General features: G+C 50.8%; 16 protein-coding genes. 13 read left to right on the top strand and 3 right to left on the bottom strand.

The features are described 5' to 3' along the window. Positions 1–18: 18 nt before the first annotated feature. From EDC56_RS07070 to EDC56_RS07040, 6 genes are all read left to right on the top strand, one after another. Entirely contained in the window at positions 19–1,377 is a 1,359-nt protein-coding gene (locus EDC56_RS07070) for a cytochrome P450 (RefSeq protein WP_162844115.1), read from the top strand. 184 nt (positions 1,378–1,561) lie between these two features. Then, entirely contained in the window at positions 1,562–3,025 is a 1,464-nt protein-coding gene (locus tag EDC56_RS07065; RefSeq protein WP_123711860.1) for a Wadjet anti-phage system protein JetA family protein, read from the top strand. A gap of 3 nt (positions 3,026–3,028) precedes the next feature. Continuing rightward, positions 3,029–3,886 (top strand): DUF4194 domain-containing protein, encoded by an 858-nt coding sequence (locus EDC56_RS07060; RefSeq protein ID WP_123711859.1) that lies wholly within the window; start codon positions 3,029–3,031, stop codon positions 3,884–3,886. Next, positions 3,886–7,536, top strand: coding sequence for an ATP-binding protein (locus EDC56_RS07055; RefSeq protein WP_123711858.1), 3,651 nt, complete (start codon positions 3,886–3,888; stop codon positions 7,534–7,536). Before EDC56_RS07060 ends, EDC56_RS07055 begins: the two co-directional genes overlap by 1 nt. Positions 7,537–7,818: 282 nt before the next feature. Then, the gene (locus tag EDC56_RS07045) at positions 7,819–10,242 is read left to right on the top strand and encodes a TonB-dependent receptor (protein ID WP_123711856.1); all 2,424 of its coding nucleotides are present in this window, start codon (positions 7,819–7,821) and stop codon (positions 10,240–10,242) included. A 133-nt stretch (positions 10,243–10,375) separates the two neighbouring features. Next, positions 10,376–10,966 carry a GNAT family N-acetyltransferase gene (locus tag EDC56_RS07040; RefSeq protein WP_123711855.1) on the top strand — a complete coding sequence of 197 codons (591 nt, stop codon included), beginning with the start codon at positions 10,376–10,378 and terminating at the stop codon, positions 10,964–10,966. A 41-nt stretch (positions 10,967–11,007) separates the two neighbouring features. Here the strand turns inward: EDC56_RS07040 and EDC56_RS07035 are convergent, their stop codons facing one another. Continuing rightward, positions 11,008–11,643, bottom strand: coding sequence for a cation efflux transmembrane domain-containing protein (locus EDC56_RS07035; RefSeq protein ID WP_123712825.1), 636 nt, complete (start codon positions 11,641–11,643; stop codon positions 11,008–11,010). Between the two features lie 113 nt (positions 11,644–11,756). Between EDC56_RS07035 and EDC56_RS07030 the strand changes: the two genes are divergently transcribed. Both EDC56_RS07030 and bamJ read left to right on the top strand, forming a co-directional pair. Further along, the gene (locus tag EDC56_RS07030) at positions 11,757–12,182 is read left to right on the top strand and encodes a MerR family transcriptional regulator (protein ID WP_123711854.1); all 426 of its coding nucleotides are present in this window, start codon (positions 11,757–11,759) and stop codon (positions 12,180–12,182) included. A gap of 223 nt (positions 12,183–12,405) precedes the next feature. Continuing rightward, positions 12,406–13,035, top strand: a complete 630-nt coding sequence (gene bamJ / locus EDC56_RS07025; RefSeq protein WP_123711853.1) for a BamJ family beta-barrel-assembly machinery protein — start codon at positions 12,406–12,408, stop codon at positions 13,033–13,035. Positions 13,036–13,125: 90 nt separating this feature from the next. Here bamJ and EDC56_RS07020 read toward each other — a convergent pair whose 3' ends face one another. Next, positions 13,126–14,088 carry a hypothetical protein gene (locus tag EDC56_RS07020; RefSeq protein ID WP_148059344.1) on the bottom strand — a complete coding sequence of 321 codons (963 nt, stop codon included), beginning with the start codon at positions 14,086–14,088 and terminating at the stop codon, positions 13,126–13,128. A 92-nt stretch (positions 14,089–14,180) separates the two neighbouring features. Then, positions 14,181–15,092, bottom strand: coding sequence for a DMT family transporter (locus EDC56_RS07015; protein WP_123711851.1), 912 nt, complete (start codon positions 15,090–15,092; stop codon positions 14,181–14,183). A 304-nt stretch (positions 15,093–15,396) separates the two neighbouring features. Between EDC56_RS07015 and htpG the strand changes: the two genes are divergently transcribed. The 5 genes from htpG (at position 15,397) to EDC56_RS06990 (ending at position 20,526) form a co-directional block, all read left to right on the top strand. After that, complete coding sequence (gene htpG / locus EDC56_RS07010) at positions 15,397–17,316, top strand: molecular chaperone HtpG (protein WP_123712824.1); 1,920 nt, start codon at positions 15,397–15,399, stop codon at positions 17,314–17,316. A 159-nt stretch (positions 17,317–17,475) separates the two neighbouring features. Next, on the top strand, positions 17,476–18,528 hold the full coding sequence (locus tag EDC56_RS07005; RefSeq protein WP_123711850.1) for an NAD(P)H-dependent glycerol-3-phosphate dehydrogenase: 1,053 nt from the start codon (positions 17,476–17,478) through the stop codon (positions 18,526–18,528). Further along, the gene (gene sixA, locus EDC56_RS07000) at positions 18,525–19,019 is read left to right on the top strand and encodes a phosphohistidine phosphatase SixA (RefSeq protein ID WP_148059343.1); all 495 of its coding nucleotides are present in this window, start codon (positions 18,525–18,527) and stop codon (positions 19,017–19,019) included. Before EDC56_RS07005 ends, sixA begins: the two co-directional genes overlap by 4 nt. Positions 19,020–19,055: 36 nt before the next feature. Further along, positions 19,056–19,988 carry an alpha/beta fold hydrolase gene (locus EDC56_RS06995; protein WP_123711848.1) on the top strand — a complete coding sequence of 311 codons (933 nt, stop codon included), beginning with the start codon at positions 19,056–19,058 and terminating at the stop codon, positions 19,986–19,988. Continuing rightward, the gene (locus EDC56_RS06990; protein WP_123711847.1) at positions 19,945–20,526 is read left to right on the top strand and encodes a DUF4892 domain-containing protein; all 582 of its coding nucleotides are present in this window, start codon (positions 19,945–19,947) and stop codon (positions 20,524–20,526) included. The genes EDC56_RS06995 and EDC56_RS06990 overlap by 44 nt, the downstream gene beginning before the upstream one ends. Positions 20,527–20,612 lie beyond the last annotated feature (86 nt).

Genomic DNA, 20,612 nt, shown 5'->3' with positions numbered 1-20,612 from the left:
GCGCCGTTGGAGCCCCACATGCCACAGATTGCCGATTTAGCTTACCAAGAAGAGCCCGACAACCTTAATCTGACCCATATTCCAGGTACTTTTGGTCTACCGTTGATCGGTATGACCTTGTCATTGGTGAAAGACTTCTATGGCACGATGGACAAGCACTATAAGAAATACGGACCGGTTTCGCGTATAGGTTTTGGTGGTGTGAAGGGGTTGTTGATATTGGGGCCAGAGCTTTACAAGCAAATTTTCATCGATACAGAGAAAAACTTTTCCTCGAGAATGGGTTACAACAATAGCTTGGGGAACTTCTATGGCGGTGCACTGCTATTGCAAGATGGAGATGAGCACCGCTACCAGCGCCGTATTATGCAGACCGCGTTCAAAACCCCGGCGATGAAGGGGTACCTGAAGGTGATGAGTCCACAGATTAAGCAGACCACGAGTGAGTGGGGTGAGATAAAGAACTTCCACTTTGTACCAGAGATAAAAGCTTTATTGTTGGATGTTGCTTGTCAGACATTTATCGGCATCGATGGTAAGGGGCCTGTCGCAGACAAGATCAACAAGGCCTTCCTCGATGTTGGTGATGGTCTAATGGGTATGATTAAAAAAGAGATTCCCGGTACTAAGTTTGCGAGGGGCAAGGCTGGTGAGCGTTATTTGGAGGAATTCTTTGGCGAGTTAGTGCCGCAGCGTCGCCATAGCGATGGCACTGACATGTTGACCTATTTTTCTCAGGAAAAAGATACCGACGGTAACGAGTTCTCTGATGAAGAGGTACGTCGCCATATCAGCTTCCTGTTATTCGCTGCGCATGATACCACCACCAGTGCGCTGAGCCATGTGATGTATGAGGTTGGTAAGTCTCCTGAGTGGCAGCAACGCCTGCGTGAAGAGGTGTTGGCGCTGGATAAGGAAGAAATTGAGTATGAGGATCTAGATAACCTGCCGCTGCTGGATAATACGGTGAAAGAGATTTTGCGTATGCACCCGTCGGTGATGATGATGCAGCGTCGCACCATCCGTGAGACAGAGATCGGCGGCCATCGCGTACCAGCGAATACTGTGTTGATGATCGCGCCGATGTACAGCCACATGATGCCGGAGTGGTGGGATAAGCCTGAAGAGTTTAACCCCGATCGTTTTGGTGATGAGCGGAAGGAACACAAGCGTCACAGCTTTAATTTCATGGGCTTTGGTGGTGGTGCTCACAAGTGTATCGGTATGCACTTCGCGTTAATGCAAACCAAGGTGTTTCTGTTCCACTTCCTTAAACAATACCGTTTTCGCCTGACCGATGGCTTTGACCCTAAGTTGCAGCGTATTCCACTGCCCAAGCCTGCGGATGATTTGCCGTTGATCATTGAGCGGATCTAATAGATCTTCAAGCGTGCTTTGAAGGCTTAACAGAGGCCGATAACGGGAGTCGTTATCGGCCTCTGTTGTTTTAGATTAGGTCAATGATTATCGATAGAGCCCCCCTCAAAAGTCACGGGGGATAGACAAGCCTAGTGCTCAACGATAGCATGTCAGGTTTCGCCTGTGGATAGTGGCTTTGACTATGTTTTTCGATCAACAGAGGCTCGATTTCTTTCGACCGCTTACCAGTAAGTACCGAGAGGTGGTGGTAGAGTGCGTAAAGCTGCTCTATCAACGTCTTTATGGCAACTTGGCCGACTACGGTCAGGTTGTTAACCGGGATCTGCTGGTTGAGATCTTTCAGGAGGCCGCGGCGAGGGCGCCGTTGCTCGAGTCTGAGGATGACGGTGGTGGCCGCTTTAAGACGGCTCGTGAACAGGCCAATTGGGTCGCCAACCAGTTGATAGAGTGTGGCTGGCTGCAGAAACAGCTGGATGAAGCGACGATGCAGTCGAGCTACGCGTTTACGAGGGAGGGCCGTCAATTTACCCAACCCTTCGTCGAGGGGGATGGTGAACGACTGCGTACGCACCACCGTAACACGCGTAATACCCGCAATGCCCTCAGCGCCTTTTGTGAGGCGGGCGATATTCATGATCTGTTGGATTCGTTGCAATACTCCGAGCGTATTATCAGTGATTTCACCGACGTTATCGCTGAACTTGATGATCGCAAGCGCAAGCTGGTGCGTGAAGTTGAGGCGCAATCAATGTTGGATTGTGCCGCCGGTGAGTTTTTCGATTTCATGGAGAGTCGTTTCCAGCCTGATATCGCCGTACGTTTATCTGCTGATAACGTGGAAAAGTATCGCGAAGAGATTGCCGCGCTGATCACGGCGGTAAAACACCGTAGCCGCAGCTTTAAGGCAACAGCGGAAAAGCGCTTACGTCAGCTCTTACCTCCCGATACCGCGCCGCACGACGTGTCTTGGTTATTTTACGTCTTAGATACCATTTCTGGTCGTCTTGAGCGCGCGAGTGCGGTGATGCTGCCTGCACTGCGTCAAGCACTGCAGAGCTTTACACGTCGGGCCGATATTATCATTCGTCAGCTGAGCTATATGAGTCAGCAGAGTGGTAACGACTGTGCGAGTGTTTGCCGGGAGCTCGGTGCGCTCGATCAACACTATCAATACGCTATTTTCGATCGTTTGGCGGATAACTTTGCGCCTATCTCTACGAACCTTGTTGACCCAGCCGATATTAAGTTACGTCAGGTGGCGGAGAAGCAAAGCTTGCGCACCGAGGTGATGGAGACCTTCGATGTTGAGGTAGATGACATGCGAGAGCTGCATATTACCCAAGTGCTCGATCGTGCTTTTGCCGTCGACAATCACGATATACGTGAGTATGTGATGGCGGAGCTTAACCGGGGTAATAAGGTGGATATTTCTGAGCTGCCGGTGAGTAACGATGCGCGTAGCCTACTGAATGCTATGCGGGCGATAGAGGTGGCGGCGATTAATGAGCGCAGCAGCGACTATGAATTCCGTATTAGCTATCAAGACGAAGAAGGTTCGGCCGCTGATACTGTCGAATTTAACGCTCTGCAAGGCTATATCGGCCGTCAGGGTAACTTTTATTTAGAGCTGGTTAACAAGGATTAAACGGTGTTAGAAGCGATTAAACAACAGCTGGATACGGCTAACGTTAGCCAGCGAGAATTTTCTGAACTAGTGATCCGCCTGCTTGATCGCGGTGTTATCTATCGCGATGACAGCAATATAGAGCGTGACCTCTATGATCGCTATCTACGGTTGCACTTGCTAGTGGAGGACTACCTTGAGGTGTTGGGTGTGCGCTTGTTGCACGATAGCCAGTTTCAATATGTCTTAGCCTTTCCACCAGGCTCTGAAGTGCCCGGCTTGGCCGATGATACCGATCGACCGTTGGCAGGGTTAAAGTCGCGCTTGAATCAGGCTGAGGTGGCCCTCGTGCTGGTGTTGCGGGCGGAATACGATAAGTCGCTGCGGGAGGGCCAGATCGACGAGTTAGGCCAGGTCTCGGTGCCTATCGAAGCGGTCAGTATTACCATGAAGAACCTACTCAACCGTAGTTTGCCGGAGAACGCGCTAGAGCGTAAGAAATTGTTTGCCCGTTTGCGTAGTATGCGCTTGATTCAGTTGTTGGACGAGGGCGAAAGCAGTGATAGCTGGGTGAAAATTCGCCCCTCTATCGTCAGCTTTGTCAGTGAGGCGGTATTAGAGTCGCTGGCTGACGACTTGCAGCAGCTCGCCGAAACTGAGGTCGTCGAGATGATCGAGCAAGATGAGGCAAAAGCGAAGGCGAAGCAGTTGGTGGAGCCTGAGAGTGAGCCACCCCAGGGAGAGGTCGAGGTGGCCCAGCAGCAAAGCGGTTTTGAAGAGTTTGAGCTGCATTCATCAGTCTTTGCCGCAGCGCCAGAAACTGAAGATGTTGAAGGCGAAGAAGTACTGGCGGATGACGATCAACAAGAAGGTGATGCGTAGTGTTTTTAAAGCGATTTGTTTTTATCAACTGGGGTGGCATCCCTAATCAGCAGTTTGAGATGGGCCCGGTAAACCTTTTTACCGGCGGTAACGGCTCGGGTAAGACGACGGCGGCGGATGCGCTGCAGACGATTATGACGGCGGCCTACGACAATCTTTTCTCCTACAACCCTGGCCAGGAGGAGACCTCTCAGCGTGGTCGCGGTGGTAAGCAGATGCGCACACTGGCCTCTTATGTGCTGGGTTGTGATGATGGTAGCTATGCGCGCCCCTGGAGTTGCGATGGTTATATTGCGGCGGTTTTCCACCCGACCAAGGGGGAGACCTCAGCGCCGTTTACTGCAGTTATTGGTGTGAGAGCAGCCCTTGATGGTGCTGGTATTAGTCGTCAGGCTCGCCTGGTAGATAACAGCTTTTTTATCGTCACTGAAAGTGAGCTGCAGCTGAGTGATTTCTATGAAAATCACGCTGACGGCGAACATATTATTCAGTTGTCGAACCTGCACAAGAAGCTGGCGCTCTCTTTTGGTGATGGTGTCGTGGAGAAGTATGACTCCAAGCGCAGCTACCTCTGTCGTCTCTACGGTGCTCTGCGCGGCAAGGCTGATGCGGTTTCAAAGGATGAGGCCTTTGCTGCAGCCAAGGCGTTTTCGGGCTTTATGGCTTATAAGCCTGAGCGCAGAGGAATACATGCCTTTGTTGCCAGTGAGATTTTAGAGCCCAAAGACCAGGGCGAGGCGTTGCGCTCGGTCTCGGGGTTGATGAAGAATATCAATGCGATGGAGGGGGAGGCTGGCAAGCTGAACCACCGTGTTGAGCTTTTGACCAAGGCAGAGCAGAACAGCCAAGAATACATTCATCGTTGGGTCGACGAGAAAACACACGGTTATATTCAGGCTAAGCAGCGCTATAACCGAGAGCAGAAAGTCTATGTCGGGGCCAAAGATCGGCAGGCGGAGTTACGCCAACAGATTGAGGGCAACAAGAAGCAGCAGCAAGTCTTTGAGAGCCGTCAGCGCGATGTGCAGAAGCAGATCGATGAGTTGAATGCACGGCGCATGGGTGTCGATGTACTGCGTGACAAAGATCAGGCCGAGCAACAGCAAAAGTCACTAGGTGAAAGCCTGACACGGTTGGCCACCGATTTGATTAAGCAGGACCATCGTCTACGCCAGAACATTGAGGCGGCCGAGAAGCTGGCGAAGGTGGTACGTCATACCTCGTTAGCGATGGCACTGCCCGGTCTTAGTTCAAACGCAGTGATCGATGGTCTGTTGGCGGTGAATAAGACAAAGTCACTGGCTGAACTGGATATTCACGGCCTAGTGGCGCGTGACTGGGTCGGCCTTGACGGGCTCGAGAAACATCTTGATGAGGCGCTAAACTCTGATGCCTCGCATTATGCGCTCGTCAAGGCGCTACATCTGCCAACCACGGAGGGGCAAGGGGCGCTATCGGTACGTGATAGTGCGCAGCAACTGATGTTGCGTCGCCAGCAGACAGTAGAAAATAAGCGCCAGCAATATCAGCGTAAGCAGCATCAGATCGAGCGCCTTAATGCGGCGCAGGTGAACTACCCTGAGTCTGTGGTGCAGGCATTGGCGGCGATTAACAAATTTTGTCCCGAAGCGGATGCCAGGGTGTTGTGTGATTACATCGAAATTCTCGATAGTGATTGGCAGTCTTCTATCGAGGGCTACATCGGCGGCAACCGGTTCGGTATTATTGTTGAGCTGGGCTACGAGGCGGAGGCAATTCGCATCGTTCGTTCGCTGCCAGGGCGTCGTAATAACGCCAAGGTGATTCAGGGTGAGCGGGTGCTGAGTGATTACAAGCGCCTAGGCAAAGTGAGCAAGAACTCAATCGTTCGGGCCATGTCGTTCCAGCATAAGATTGCCGAATATTACCTGACCGCCAGCTACCACAGTGTAGAGCGCGTTGAGGATGAGAAGGCGCTGCGAATGACGCGTCGTGGTGTGACTCAAGATGGTATGGCCTCGGGTAACTATGCGATGTTCCGTTGTGATATCAGTGATGCCGACCTCGTCTTTGGTACGGCGGCGCGGGAGCGTGCAGTTTTGGCGCAGCGCAATGAGGCCGAAGATTTACTTGCAGAACTGTCAGGCCTTGATGCCGATTACCAGCAAGTAGCGGAGCTATTACAGCTGATTGATAACTTGAGTGACCACCGTTATGGCGAGGTTGTGGCTGAGTTACTTGATTGCCAGCGTCAGCTAGGCCAGGTCGAGAGCGAGCTGGCAGGACTTGATCTTAGCGAGTGTGCCGATCTTGAAGAACAGGTGGCCGCCGTCGAGGAGCAGCGCTTAAGTATACGTGCTGAGCAACATCAGTTGTTGCAGCAAGCCGGTGGTCTAGAGGAGCGTCTGACCAAGCTAGAGAAGAGTCTTGGGCAGTATGATCACAACCAGGAAGAGGCTGAGGTGGTGGCCGAGCAGTGTGAGCAGGCGCTGGAGGCGATCACGGCAATCTGGCCTGATTTCGATTATGACGCCGTGCTGGAGGATGCCGACCAACAGGCAGTCGATGTGGATGCGGAGTTGCTGGAGCAGAAGCTAGAGCAGGATCGTATCGCACTGAACCAGCAACTTGCGAGCATAGAACGCAGTATCAACGAGCAGAACATGGCGGCCCCGGCGGTTGACGCTATCGTCTTCGAGATGGATCACAGTCAAAGTCACGGTATCAAGTTGTTCGGTCGTGTGGTCGGTCTACGTCAGGCCCTCGATGCGCAGAAGAACAAGCTGAAGAATAATGTCTTGGTCGAGAAGTATGCTCAGCTGACGACCATTAAGGCGAGTTTCAATACCACCTTCGTGACGAACCTTTGTCATGCTATCTATCAGGCAGTTCGCGATGGTGAGCAGGTCTTGGTGCGGCTCAACGGGGAGCTGGAGGGGCATCGCTTTGGTGCGGATCGTGAGTTTTATCAATTTGATTGGACTTGGGTGCCAGAGTTTGAGGAATACTTCCGCTTCTTCAAGGAGATTATTGAGCAGCCGCAGCTGGGAGATGGTATCGATCTTGAGCAGCTAGAACTGACGGCGAAGAGCCGTGATGTCTTGCAGCGCATGGTCTCTATGCTACTGGACGAAGATGAGCAGCGGGCGATGAAGGAGTTGGCCCGTATCTCTGATTATCGTAACTATCGTCGCTATGAAATTTACAAAAACCCGGAGGGTAAGGAGGCGATTGCGCTCAGCCAATACGGCACAGGTTCCGGTGGTCAGTCAGAGACGCCCTTTTATATTATCCGCTCGGCGGCGGTCACCTCGGCCTTTCGCTTTAGGGAGGGGCAAAATCATTTGCGTATGGTACTTGTTGACGAGGCCTTTTCGCGCATGGATGAGACTCGCTCTCGTGAGGTAATCAACTACCTGACAGGGCAGCTTGGTCTACAGCTGATTTTTGTAATGCCGTCGAGTAAGGCGGGTGCCTATATGAACATTCTCAGCAATCAGTTTGTTTTTGCCAAGTGTCCGTCGGCGAATGTGACGGGAGAATTGCAATCTCAAGTCTTTGTTGATAGGCAGCGACTGAACTCAAACAAAATTGAAGAGTTATGGGCGAATCATCGCCGAACTATCGTCCATCAAGCAAGTATGGACTTCATGGAAGAGGTGCTCAAGTAGTCGTTGAGCACATTAAAAATGTTGTTAACAGAAAAACCCGTTGTGTCTATCAGCGGGTTTTTTTTTATATCATTAATAAGAAATATCCTTATTTTTCTATTGCATTAGCATAGTGTCGTTGTTAGCGTTAGCTTATAGATATTAATAATAAACAGAAAAATAATATTATATTTTCCTTTGTCTGCAGAGTTCTTGATGACGATTTCGCGATGGATTTGTGGGTTGATGCTTGATTCGACTAGATGATTAGCATCGCCATTGTCTCGAAGGTTCAAGAGGAGAATGAAGTCACTGTTACAACTTGGAATGGACATGATCAATAATAATAAAATATGCTTAAAAAAATCCTTATTGGCGGCTGCGGTTAGCTTAGCAGGTTCGACTATCGCAGGCATGACGATGGCGGACTCTCTCGTCTTGGAGGAGGTTATCGTAGTCGGTGAGAAGCGCGCTCAGAGCATCCAGGATGTCGCCGGTTCGATCAGCGCTATTTCAAGCTCAGCACTAGACGAGTTGGCGATTACAGACTTTTCGCAAATTCAAGAGGTTGCCACCGGTTTAACGATGGACAAGGCTGATAGTCGCAAGCAGGCGATTGCCATGCGAGGTATTTCTGTCGACTCGAACTCGACCGGCTCTGCCCCGATAGATGTCTACTGGAATGATATGGCAGTGCGCACCAATGTCGCTTTCCAGGCTCTCTATGATATTGAACAGGTGGAAATCCTCAAGGGGCCTCAGGGGACTTTGCAGGGCAATACTTCGCCTGGTGGCGCAATTCACCTCTATAGTAAGAAACCTGAGATTGGTGCAACAGATGGTCGCCTGCTGCAGAGCTTTAGTGATAACGGTGGTAGCAATAGTCAGTTCGCGCTCAACCTGCCCATTAGTAGTGATAAATTAGCGATACGTGTTGCTGGCGTCTACGACGACAACGAAGGCCAGGAAATCAAGAATATTAAGAACGGTCAAAAAGAAGGCCATCGCAGCTCGGCGGGACGTATAGGCGTCAAGTTTCAACCGACAGATAGTTTCGATGCGACGTTGACCTATGATTACCTACGCTCGGAACACGAGCAGCCGGAGGCGGTGTTTGGTCAATTAGGGGAGGGCGTGCTACCGAGTGCTGCAGCTCAGGCACAGTATCTTGGTGGGAAACTACAAGCTTTAGATCCCTCGATGCCAGGCTATGCGACTATGTTGCAAAACCTTGGTCTCGGTCTAGTGGCTGCGCAAGGCGTACTCAATCCGGCTTATGATCGCGGGCAGTATGATAAAGAGGACCGTATCGCCCTTGGTGATACCAAAGTAGTGACCAGTGCGTTGAATCGACTCACGACGTTAGAGATGAATTATGAGGCCGTTGGCCATATATTCACCTCGGTGAGCGGTAAGCAGGATAATGTGCAGGATGATATACGTGACGATAGCGTGTTGGGGTCGCCGCCAGGCGCGCCGACTGTCGCCAATAACAATAACAGTACTTATGATACCAAGACGCAGGAGTTCCGAGTCGCTAATGCAGAAGGCCAGTTCTGGGACTATATTGCAGGTTTTTACTATGAAAATTTGAAATCTTATACATATTACGACGGCTATTATAGCGGCGTGAAGGCTTCATCGACGCAGATCCCAATTGAGACGACTGTTAAGGCGATATTTACCCACAACACATTGCACCTTAGTGATAGCACTGCTTTGGAGATTGGTTTGCGCTACCAAGAGCTTGAGCGTAATCAGCGTGCCGATGTTTATGTTGCCCCTTTCGACTTGAGCTCAGCGCCGTACCTCTCTCTGCTTGACGAGCAATACGTCAACAAGGAGAGTGATGCGCTGACGGGAACGCTGCGTCTCTCGCAACACCTCAGTGAAAGCGTCATGGTTTATGGCGCTTATAATCGTGCCTATCGCCCCGGCGGTATTACCATCACGCCGGATCAGTTAAACGATGATGCGCTGCTGTTCGATGAGGAGACCTCTGATACCATTGAGTTAGGGGTGAAAACGATGCTGATGGGAGGGCGCCTACAGCTCAATGGATCAGCTTACTATCAGGTCTTTGATGGTTTTCAGGCCTATAACGAATCGGTTGTCTATGTAACCGGGCAAGGCGCTATCGATAACGTTAAAGGTGGTGTCAGCCACAACGGCGATGCCACTGTAATGGGGCTAGAAGGTGACGTCAGCTTTGTGGCTACTGATAATTGGTATATCGGCGGTAGTGCTTCCTATGTCGACGCTACCTTCGACAGTGGTGAGCAGGGCCCCTGTGTCGATGCATCCTCACTGGATCTGACGGATGTTGGCAGCGTGGCCATGTGTGACATTGGTGGCAATAAGCTGGCGCCTGAACCGGAGTGGTCGATCAGTTTAAATAGTGAGTACGCACTCGCGGTCGGCGATTTAGGCGAGTATTACCTGCGAGGGCTCTACAAATACCAGGGTGAACGCCAATATGATCTATTGAAGGACGGCGACATTGACGGTTATGGCGTGTTGAATCTCTATACCGGTTTACGTGCAGTAGACGGTCAGTGGGATGTTACGCTTTGGGTGAAAAACCTAACGGATGAGCAGCGTTTAGCGCGGTCGTCTAACTATGAGTATGTGCCGTTCCTCGGTGATGTGCAAAGTGAGTTCCGCAAGGCGGTGATGATACCTGGCCGTACTGTGGGTCTATCACTGGCCTATAACTTCGAGCTATAACGGACAAAGGTCATTCGTCAGGGAGCCGCTCTTAGTGAGCGGCTTTTTTGTGTGCCTCTTGTATGTAGCTGGAGCTGAGGGCACCATGGCAGGTTAATAACGAAATAATAACGATGTTGTAGAGGGGAGCGTGATGTTTTCAAGGGAGGTTGATCGGGCGCAGCAGGCGCAGCAGCAACAGTTGATCGATATCTTTAGTGAGGGGTTTAGCGACGATCCCATGTTTAACTGGATGTCCCCTAAGCCTTGCTTAGCGGGCTATGTTTTCGAGCTGTTGACTGAAAGCTATATGGATTTGAACTTGAGCTTTATACAGCGTGAAGGTGCTGGTGCGACATTGTGGCAGGGGCCGGGGCAGCAAGTGGGTGATCCGATTGACCTATCAGCGCTCTGGCGTGGTTTCCGCCTCTATGGGTTTAGAGCCCTGTGGCGTGTGTTGCGTGTAGGTCGGGCGATGGAGAAGCATCACCCGAAAGAGCCCCATTACTATCTCTTTGCGATTGCCACTCAGATCTCGGCACGCGGTCAGGGGGTGGGGTCGCTGTTGCTGGCTCATACTTTGCGCAAGGCTGATGAACAGGGGGTCGGAGCCTATCTGGAAAACTCGAAGCAGGACAATCTTGCTTTTTACCGTGGACACGGTTTTGAGGTGATCAGAGAGTTGGTGCCCGTGCCTGGGGCGCCAACACTCTATTTGATGTGGCGTGAGCCGCAGCCCGTATAGTGGCGCGGCAATGGCTACCTGGTTAGGTAGTGCAAGGCGATCTAGGTGAGGTGTTCAGCGTGCTCGGTGGTGGTGCGCTTCTCAGCTAAGGCTTGGCGAATAATTTGCCACGAAGAGCTGAGGAATAGACTGGCCATGATTGCTGCAACAATAAGGTCTGGCCAGGCGCTCTGGCTGCCCCAAACCATGGCGGCGGCGACGATCACGGCAACGTTGCCAATGGCGTCGTTGCGGCTGCATAACCATACCGAGCGGACGTTGGCGTCACCATCGCGATACTTCATTAAAATTACTAGGCTGGCGAGGTTGGCGGCGAGGGCGAGAAAGCCGATGCTGCCCATGGTAAGGGCGGTGGGGCTATTGGTGACGAAGACACGGTAGAGTGTCGAGAGTAGTACCCAACAACCGATTAGACTCAGGCTAAAGCCTTTGAATAAGGCGGCGTTAGAGCGTAGTTGCAACGATTTGCCGATAACGAGCAAGCTGATCGCGTAAGTTGCAGTGTCGGCGAGAAAATCGAGCGCGTCGGCCTGTAAGGCTTGACTGTTGGCGCTGATGCCGGCAAAGATCTCAATGAAAAACATAATGCCGTTGATGGCGATGACCCACCACAATGCACGTTTGTATTGTGGAGAGAGACCGTCGAATTTGGTGTCGTGGTTACAGCAACCGGCCATGACCTTTACCTCGTTTGTATGGGTGTTGGTTGTATTGAGCGAGGCAGGCGGCTTTCCGCCTATCGCCATTTGGTGATACTATAAAACCTCTAGTAGCTAGAGGTTCAAGCCAGATGGGGCAATTTTATTCTATCGGCGAATTGGCGCGGCTAAGTGGCTGTAAAGTAGCGACAATTCGTTATTATGAAACGCAGGAACTGATGACGGCGCCGCTGCGGACGGAAGGCAATCAAAGACGCTATAACTCACAGCAGCGGCAGCGACTGCAATTTATCGTGCATAGTCGTGCCCTAGGGTTTTCGCTAGCCTCGATTCGGGAGCTGTTGCAGTTAACCGAGGCGTCGCAAGATGAGCCGCACTGTGCTGAAAAGCTGGTACAGAGGCAGCTACAAGATGTTAATGAGAAGTTACGGCGACTGACTCACCTACAGGAGCAACTGCTAAAGATGTCACAGCAGTGTGCGGCTGAGGGTGAGGGGGAGTGTGCGGCGTTGCAGTTGCTCTACGATCATGAGCTTTGTGATGGTGAGCATGATTAACCGAAAGTGATTGGCCATATTGAGGCTGGCTGTAAATGTTACGTGCCCTACTACTGTTACCTCTCTACACGTCGATTGAGTGTTTTTGGCGTAGATTTTGCTACTATCATCTTGAAAGTGTTACCCGGCAAAATCTCTTGCGGGATAAGTCATAGCCTCTGCTACATCATTCTGTTATCGTTCGCGCAAATTATTTCATGTCGATTTAAAAGGATGACCAGTAATGGCAACCGAGAACAAACTAACACTAAGCACAGACGAACAAAAAGTTAGCTATGGTTTAGGGCGCCAATTTGGTGATCATCTGGTAAAAACTCAGATTAAGGGCCTTGATCTCGAGGCAGTGATTGTCGGCATGGAACAAGCTTTTCATGCTGAAGCGAGCGTCTTGTCGAGTGAGGATCTGAACGCCGCATTTGAAGCTATTCAGGCTAAGTTACAGGTCATTGCCAATGAAAAGGCTGATCGCGCTGCGAGTGAGGGCGGTGAGTTTTTGCTGAAGAATGCTAAACGCAATGGCGTTAAGGTGCTCGACAGCGGCCTACAATATGAAATTATCGTGAAAGGTAAAGGCGCTCAGCCAGCACTCACATCGACCGTTCGTACGCACTACCACGGCACTCTCATCGATGGTACTGTCTTTGATAGCTCAGTGGAGCGAAATCAGCCCGCTGAATTCCCTGTTGATGGCGTGATAGCGGGTTGGACGGAAGCGTTACAGATGATGCCGGTTGGCTCTAAATGGCGTCTTTATATACCGAGTAATCTAGCTTATGGCGAGCGCGGCGCCGGCGCCTCTATTCCCCCGGGTGCCGCTTTAATCTTTGATGTGGAGCTGCTTGATATTCTGTAGTGAAAGTACGCAGGTTACAAAGCCGAGATTGCGATGCAGTCTCGGCTTTTTTTGTGCCGTGACTATTTTGCTTGGTTGGCAGCTAGAGGCTCATGAGGCGTCAGTCGTATTGGACTCACTGATGTCATCTTCTTGATGAATGATCGCTAAAATCTTATCGGCCTGATCGAGCCGTTGTTGGCGTTGTTGTGGCTGACCAGTGTTGGCGAGGGTGACTAGGAGTCTGGCTAGCTTTTCGGCAACGGGTGTGATGGAAAGAGCATCGTGATAACGTTTTAGTTGCTGTGGAGAGGGCGGGGTAGAAAGCTGTTTTTTAGCCTTTTCAAGGCGAACTAGCCGAGGCTGGCTATAAGCGGCAAGATATTGATAGGCCGCACCTTTGTTGTCGGCGTTGAGGTAAAGTTGACCGAGGATTCCTGCCGCTTCGCTGCTGCCCAAATGATTGCGATGCTGCTGCAGTAGATCGATCATTTGTGACATCTTTCGCTGTTGGTAGTAGAGAGTAACGAGTTTCTGCGCAGCAATATGGTCATTGGCGTTGAGTGTTAACCGTTGCTCATAGATATCGGTGTAGCGCTCAGATACGCGTGTTGAGCTGATTGATTTGCTGGCGCCGAGCTGTTGTTGGCTATCGATTAATTGAGACAGTATGAGGCGTTGCTCAATGGAGAGCTCAGTACTGCCGCCATACTTCCAGAGCTGTAGGAGTGAGAACGTTGATGAGGGTTGCTTGTCGGCATATTCGATCAATGAGCGACTGAGTGCGGTGAACTCTTTGATCGACAGTTGCTGCAGGTGCTCAATACTGGCCAGTTGACGCAATCGCTGGTGGCTTTGTTCGGCATATTGTGAGGTGCTAGTAGCGGCTAGGGTTAGCTGTTTAATTGCCCCAGGATAGCGTTTTTGCTGTGTTAGTAACTCTCCACGTTGTAGGGCTTTGAGGCTTTGATGATCAGGGTTGCCAGTATTTTGGCTGATGAAGTAGCCGGTGCTGATCATGAATAATAACGGTAGGCTGAGTGCAATTATTGTCCTAGAAGGGGGTGTTCTCATGGCAGGCATCCGGGCATTTATAATTATAATATTCATTATCATACCGCTAACACTTATCTATCGATAGCCCTCTTCGCTGCTGAAAGCGGCCTTTACTCGTTAGTGCAGCCACCGTTGGAGGGCAGCCCCTTTATTTTTTTACTCTTTACATGGCCGATGAGGATGACGCTAATACCGCCGGTGCAGACGAGAAGAATACCGATAACGGAGAGTGGGTCAGGGCTGTGCCCCCAGACGGCCCAACCGATGATGCCGGCACCAACAACCGAGAAATAGCTGATGGGTGAAAGGATTGCTGCATCAGCAAGACTATAGGCATAGGTATAGAGGCGGAGGCTAAGATAGAGAGCTGCACCAATGAAGATGAGCCAAGGCCATGCAAAGAGTGGGATCTCACGCCAATGTCCGATGCTGAAGGGCAGCAGGCAGGCGAGAGAGATAGTGAAGTAGTAGAATAGTATGCGGTGGTTGGGTTCCGTGGTCGAGAGCATTTGGGTGCTAACCATCGAAAGCGCATAGCATAGGGCGGCGCCTAGGCCGAGAATGTGGTAGAGGTTCAGGCTGCCATCACTGGGGCGCAGGACGATGGCGATACCGATAAAGCCAATGATCAAAGGGATCCAGCGCTGCCGGGCTATGCGCTGGTTTAGCATGATTAGCACCACGAGAGGCACGCATAAAGGGGCTGAGTTACGTAGTAAGGTTGCCTCGACGAGAGGGATATGCTCGATTGAGGTGTAATAGATAAAGAAACACAGCGCGCCACTGAGGCCACGTAATAAGTGTAGTGGTAGGCGCTGGGTGTGTAGGCTGTTGCTGCCGTGATGGCGAATAGATGGCAGGGTCAGTATGAGGCAGACGAGGTATTGAACGGAGGCGATTGTGGCGGCACCAGCCACAGGGGTGATATGTTTGCTGGCTGCGGCGCTTAGAGTCCCGAGGGATACTGCAGCCAGGCAGATTGTTACGGCGCGGCGAATGGTTGTGTTTGAGGGGGAATTCAAAAATTACCGGCCTTTGTTAGGGGCTCTTAGTGATATCGAGCCGAGAACTGCATGAGAATGCTTGTTATTGCATTCTGGGGTACTGGAGGTGCTATGTTCGCCTGTTAGGTCATTCTATCGTAAGCCGTTGCTTGTAGACAGAGGAGGGCTTGATGCCTTTAGGTGAGAAAGATTTATATGTTGGTGCTTGAATTACGAAAAAAACTGCCCCATATAGCAGATAGAACCTGCCGCAAAGCCATTAAATGAGTGTTTATCTCGTCAGCGGCATAACATTATTCACTAGCCCAATATGGAGCCCCCGATGACCGAAGCTACCAAAGAGACGTTAGGTTTTCAGACTGAAGCCAAGCAGTTACTGCAGTTGATGATTCACTCTCTCTATTCGAACCGAGAAATCTTCCTACGTGAGCTTATCTCTAACGCCTCTGATGCCGCCGATAAGCTGCGCTTCGAATCATTAAAGAATGCTGCACTTCTTGAGCAGGATGCAGATATCAAGATTCGTATTGATCATGATGCGGAAGCGAATACCATTACTATCAGCGATAATGGTATCGGCATGAATAAAGACGAGGTTATTTCTAACCTTGGTACCATCGCCCGCTCAGGTACCGCCGAGTTTATTAGCAAGCTCAGTGGTGATGAGAGTAAAGACTCCCAGCTGATTGGTCAGTTTGGTGTGGGCTTCTATTCAGCCTTTATCGTCGCTGACAAGGTCGATGTCTATACTCGCCGCGCAGGTAGTCCTGCTAGTGAAGGTGTACACTGGGAATCTACCGGTGAGGCGGATTTCAGTATTGAAAGTTGCGAGCGTGCTGAGCGTGGCACAAGCATCGTTCTGCACTTGAAGGAAGATGCGAAAGAGTTTGCGGAAGGTTTCCGCATCCGTAACATCGTCAAGAAGTACTCTGATCATATCGCTTTGCCCGTGGTGATGAAGTCACAGCCACAACCTGAGTATGATGATGAGGGTAATGCAAAAGAGACGACTGCAGAGCCTGTTGATGAGGTAGTTAATAATGCAACAGCATTATGGACACGTTCACGCAGTGAGGTTAGCGATGAGGAGTACAATGAGTTCTATAAGCTCATTAGCCATGACTTCCAAGAGCCTCTGAAGTGGAGCCACAACAAGGTTGAGGGTAAGTTGGAGTACAGCAGCTTGCTCTATATTCCAGCTAAAGCGCCTTTTGATCTGTATAACCGCGACGCCGATCGTGGCTTGAAGCTCTACGTACAGCGTACCTTTATCATGGACGAGGCGGAGCAGTTCCTACCAATGTACCTGCGTTTCATCAAAGGTGTGGTGGACTCTAACGACCTGTCGTTAAACGTTTCTCGCGAGATTCTACAGCAGGATCCAGCTGTCGATAGCATGAAGAGCGCCTTAACCAAGCGTGTTCTAGATATGTTGTCAAAAATGGCGAAGAATGACGAAGAGGCTTACGGCAAGTTTTGGGCTGAGTTCGGTCAGGTATTGAAAGAGGGGCCAGCGGAAGACTTCAATAATCGTGAGAAGGTTGCCAAGCTGTTCCGTTTCTCCTCCACCGTTAGCGAGGGTAGCGCACAAGATCAGAGCCTCGAAGCTTACGTTGAGCGTATGAAAGAGGGGCAGAGCAAGATTTATTATGTCGCAGCAGAAAACCTCACTACCGCCAAAAACAGCCCGCACCTTGAGGTCTTCCGTAAGAAAGGCGTTGAAGTGTTGCTATTGACCGATCGTGTCGATGAGTGGTTGATGGGTCATCTAGTCGATTTCGATGGCAAGCAGTTTGAAGATGTTGGTAAGGGTGCCCTTGATCTAGGTGAGCTTGATAGTGAAGAAGACAAGAAGGCTGCTGAAGAGCTTGCTAGCAATAACAAGGATCTCGTTGAGCGCATTCAAGGCGCTGTAGGCGATAAGGTTGAGGCGGTACGGGTAACGAGCCGCTTAACTGACTCACCGGCCTGTCTTGTTGTTGGTGAAGCAGATATGGGGGCGCAGATGCGACGCTTGTTAGAGCAAGCGGGTCAGGCGGTGCCAGAGAGCAAGCCAATCTTCGAGATTAACCCCGAGCATCCACTGGTGACCAAGCTTGATGTCGAGCAGGACGAAGATCGTTTTGCTGAACTGGCTAATATCTTGTTTGATCAGGCTCAGCTTGCTGAGGGTGGTAGTTTAGAAGATCCGGCGGCTTATGTGCGTCGACTGAATAAACTACTGCTTGAGCTGAGTAAGTAATCGCCGTTAATATTGTGTTTTAAAAAGGGGAGCTTGGCTCCCCTTTTTATTGGCCTCTATCTATAGTCAGTAAGTGTTCCTATTGACCGTGCAGTAAATAGAGGCCTATTGTGTCGTTAATTGTTCGGCGGCTGATGTTGCAAACAGAGTAAGAGTTTTATGAGTACAGAATTAAAGCAGAAGTACCGAATCGCTATTATTGGTGGCGGTAGTTTTGGTACGGCGATCGCTAATATGGTGGCAGAAAACGGTCACCGTGCGGTCATTTGGTTGCGTAACACGGAACGCGCGCGCGAAATCAATGAAGAGCATTTTAATAGCGGTTACCTGCCAGGTTGTAAGTTGTCGGAACGGGTGACTGCGAGCACAGACCTCGAAGCTGCTGTTACTGGTTGCCAGCTTGTCTTTATGTGTATACCGAGTAGTTCAAGTCGAGATGTCGCACGCCGTTTGGCCAAGGTGATCGCGCCGGGTGCGTTGCTAATCTCTACAACAAAGGGGATAGAAGCTGAGGGCTTTCACTTGATGAGTCAGGTGCTTCAGGAAGAGATCCCGAATGTCCGCCTCGGTGTGATGAGTGGACCAAACTTGGCCAAAGAGATTGCCGCACGACAGTTGGCTGGGACGGTTATCGCCAGTGAGGACGCAGAATTGGTGGAAGTGGTGCAGAAAGCGCTGCATACACCGTATTTCCGTGTCTATGGCGGCGAGGACCTCTACGGGGTCGAGTTGGCCGGGGCGTTGAAGAATATCTATGCGATTATGGCCGGTATGGCAGCAGCGATGGATCTGGGCCAGAACACTATCGGTCTCTTATTGACCAGGGCGTTGGCTGAGATGAGTCGCTTTGCGGTGAATATGGGTGCTAACCCATTAACGTTTATTGGGTTGGCCGGCGTTGGTGATTTGATCGTCACCTGTATGTCGCCGCTCAGCCGCAATTATCGTGTCGGCTATGCGCTGGGTGAAGGTAAAAACTTGCAGCAGATTGTCGCCGAGTTAGGACAGGTGGCGGAAGGTGTAAATACCCTGAAAATTGTTAAGCATAAGGCAGATGAACTCGATGTCTATATGCCGCTAGTGCAGGGGTTATACGCTGTCATTCATGGTGGTGAATCAGTCGCTGCGGTGATCAACTCGATGATGTCGGCTGAGCAGAAGGGGGATGTTGTGTTTGCCATTGCTAACAACGAAGCTGAGGCGGGGTTGTGAGACTTGCTATTATGCGGCACGGTGAGGCTGCTTGGGATGCGCCGAGCGATGAGCTGCGGCCTCTGACAGAACGTGGCCAGAAGCTTTCAAGCCAAGTGGCTGGCCGTTTGCTGGAGGCCAACGAGTTGGCGCTAAAGCCTGAGCGTTTGATCGTGAGTCCATACTTGCGGGCACAGCAGACGGCGGATTGCGTGCTGTCTGTGATAGGTGGCGTGCCGAAAGATCATTGTGAGCTGATTACGCCAGATGGTAACCCGAGGGAGGTGATCGAGTGGTTGTACGGTTATGTCGAGCAGTACCCTAAGCTGCAGTCGTTAATGTTGATCACGCATAATCCGTTTGTCAGCGATTTAATTAGCTTATTGGTCGATGGTCAGCCAAGGCGAGGGGATAGTGCGTTACCGGTGATGGATACCTCGACCCTGGTACTACTCGAGACAGACCTTGTGGCGGTGGGTTGCTGCACGCTGTTGGGTTCTTATCGGGCTTAGTGTTATAGCGATCGAGAAATAAGAGAGGACTATTTGGTGGAAGACAAGAATAATCAGCCAACACCGGCGGTGCTGCAAGATGCGTTTTTCGATGGAGATAGCTTCAGTACGCTGGCGCCATTGATGAGTGAGGGTGAGTTTGAACATCATCAACAGACCGTGGTTTATCAACGCTGGGGCGAGGGGCATGGGGTGCGTCTTATTGCCCTGCATGGTTGGCTCGATAATGCGGCGAGTTTTGAGTTAATCGCACCGAACCTGACAGGAGTAGATCTTGTGATTCCTGATCAGCTCGGTCATGGTTATTCCGATCATCGACGTGCGCCGGCAGCTTATAATATATGGGATGACTTAACCGATGTTTTGGCGCTGGCTGATCACTTAGGCTGGGAGTCGTTTCACTTATTGGGGCACTCGCGTGGTGCGATGATAGGGATGCTGTTAGCCGCAACTCAGCCAAATCGAGTGGAGTCGTTAATGGCGTTAGATGGCTTGGTGCCTATGCCTGTGGAGGCAGCCGACGCGGCGAAGCAGCTGCGCAAGCATATCGATGAAATTCGTGTAATGGCAACAAAAAGAGTGCCAAGTTACGCTAACTTACTCGATATGATTGAAGCACGTAGTAAGGCGACAGGGTTTGATCGTGCCGCATCAACACGAATCGTTAAACGCGGTCATAGGTTGGATGATGATGGTCGCTATCGTTGGCGTAATGATCCAAGGTTACTGGCGGCTTCAGCATTTAAGCTAACCACAGCGCACATCGAAAGTTTTCTTTCCGCTATCGAGGCACCTGTGGAGGTGCTTGTTGCTCGAGAGGGCTTCGGAGCTCATCAAGAATTTATCGACTTGCTCGAGTCTTGGCCCAGTATTCAGTACACTGTTATGGAAGGGGGACATCATTTTCATATGGAGAAACAGGCACATGATATCGCAGCACGTATTCAAGCTTTTTTGCATCGCGATTAGCTTGCTGTCATTTTCGGCAATAGCCGGAGATATTGAAGGGAGCAAAGATAATCCACTGCTGGAGCGTTACCCGCGCTCGGTCATTGTTCATTATAATCAGCGCAGTGATGATGAGGTTTGGTTGCTGAAGAGCGCTATTCAAACGGTCAACGGTGGCTTGCGGGCGAGGACCGCTGATTTGTTGATTGGTGACGCTGAAGATATTAGTTATCGTTTGCCGACTTCGCATACCGCGGAGGATGCATATCGTTCTTTTGAGGCGAGTGCTGTCCTGTTGGGGGGGGAGCGTATTTATCAATGTCAGGGGCGAGGCTGTGGCAGCTCTGTTGACTGGGCGAACGAGGTCTTTGGCTACTCGATGCTCTATGGGCCTGATCGTGGTCAGTTCTATAGCCTGTTTCAGTTACCTAAACAGGTAGATCATGATCGCTATATCGCGATCTATGCGGTAACCCGCGGTAACGGCAAGGCCTACATTAATCTGCAATTTATCAACGGCAGCATTGAAGAGCGTGATGTACGCTGGAATGGGCGCTAGCGCTGTTTTCTTTAGAGGGGTAGAATCTCCCCTCGATGATTATTTCTCAGAATTTTGACAGCTTGCTGCTCGCTAGGTTCTTCAAC

It is taken from the genome of Sinobacterium caligoides (assembly GCF_003752585.1).
GTDB classification, from domain to species: domain Bacteria; phylum Pseudomonadota; class Gammaproteobacteria; order Pseudomonadales; family Sinobacteriaceae; genus Sinobacterium; species Sinobacterium caligoides.
This window is presented reverse-complemented; position numbering and strand designations above follow the sequence as displayed.

What these genes read in the sequence shown, in the direction of transcription:
- EDC56_RS07070 (WP_162844115.1), top strand. Translation starts at nt 19, where the DNA reads ATGCCACAGATTGCCGATTTAGCTTACCAAGAAGAGCCCGACAACCTT.
- EDC56_RS07065 (WP_123711860.1), top strand. Translation starts at nt 1,562, where the DNA reads ATGTTTTTCGATCAACAGAGGCTCGATTTCTTTCGACCGCTTACCAGT.
- EDC56_RS07045 (WP_123711856.1), top strand. Translation starts at nt 7,819, where the DNA reads ATGAAGTCACTGTTACAACTTGGAATGGACATGATCAATAATAATAAA.
- EDC56_RS07040 (WP_123711855.1), top strand. Translation starts at nt 10,376, where the DNA reads ATGTTTTCAAGGGAGGTTGATCGGGCGCAGCAGGCGCAGCAGCAACAG.
- EDC56_RS07035 (WP_123712825.1), bottom strand. Translation starts at nt 11,643, where the DNA reads ATGGCCGGTTGCTGTAACCACGACACCAAATTCGACGGTCTCTCTCCA.
- EDC56_RS07030 (WP_123711854.1), top strand. Translation starts at nt 11,757, where the DNA reads ATGGGGCAATTTTATTCTATCGGCGAATTGGCGCGGCTAAGTGGCTGT.
- bamJ (WP_123711853.1), top strand. Translation starts at nt 12,406, where the DNA reads ATGGCAACCGAGAACAAACTAACACTAAGCACAGACGAACAAAAAGTT.
- EDC56_RS07020 (WP_148059344.1), bottom strand. Translation starts at nt 14,088, where the DNA reads ATGAGAACACCCCCTTCTAGGACAATAATTGCACTCAGCCTACCGTTA.
- htpG (WP_123712824.1), top strand. Translation starts at nt 15,397, where the DNA reads ATGACCGAAGCTACCAAAGAGACGTTAGGTTTTCAGACTGAAGCCAAG.
- EDC56_RS07005 (WP_123711850.1), top strand. Translation starts at nt 17,476, where the DNA reads ATGAGTACAGAATTAAAGCAGAAGTACCGAATCGCTATTATTGGTGGC.
- EDC56_RS06990 (WP_123711847.1), top strand. Translation starts at nt 19,945, where the DNA reads ATGATATCGCAGCACGTATTCAAGCTTTTTTGCATCGCGATTAGCTTG.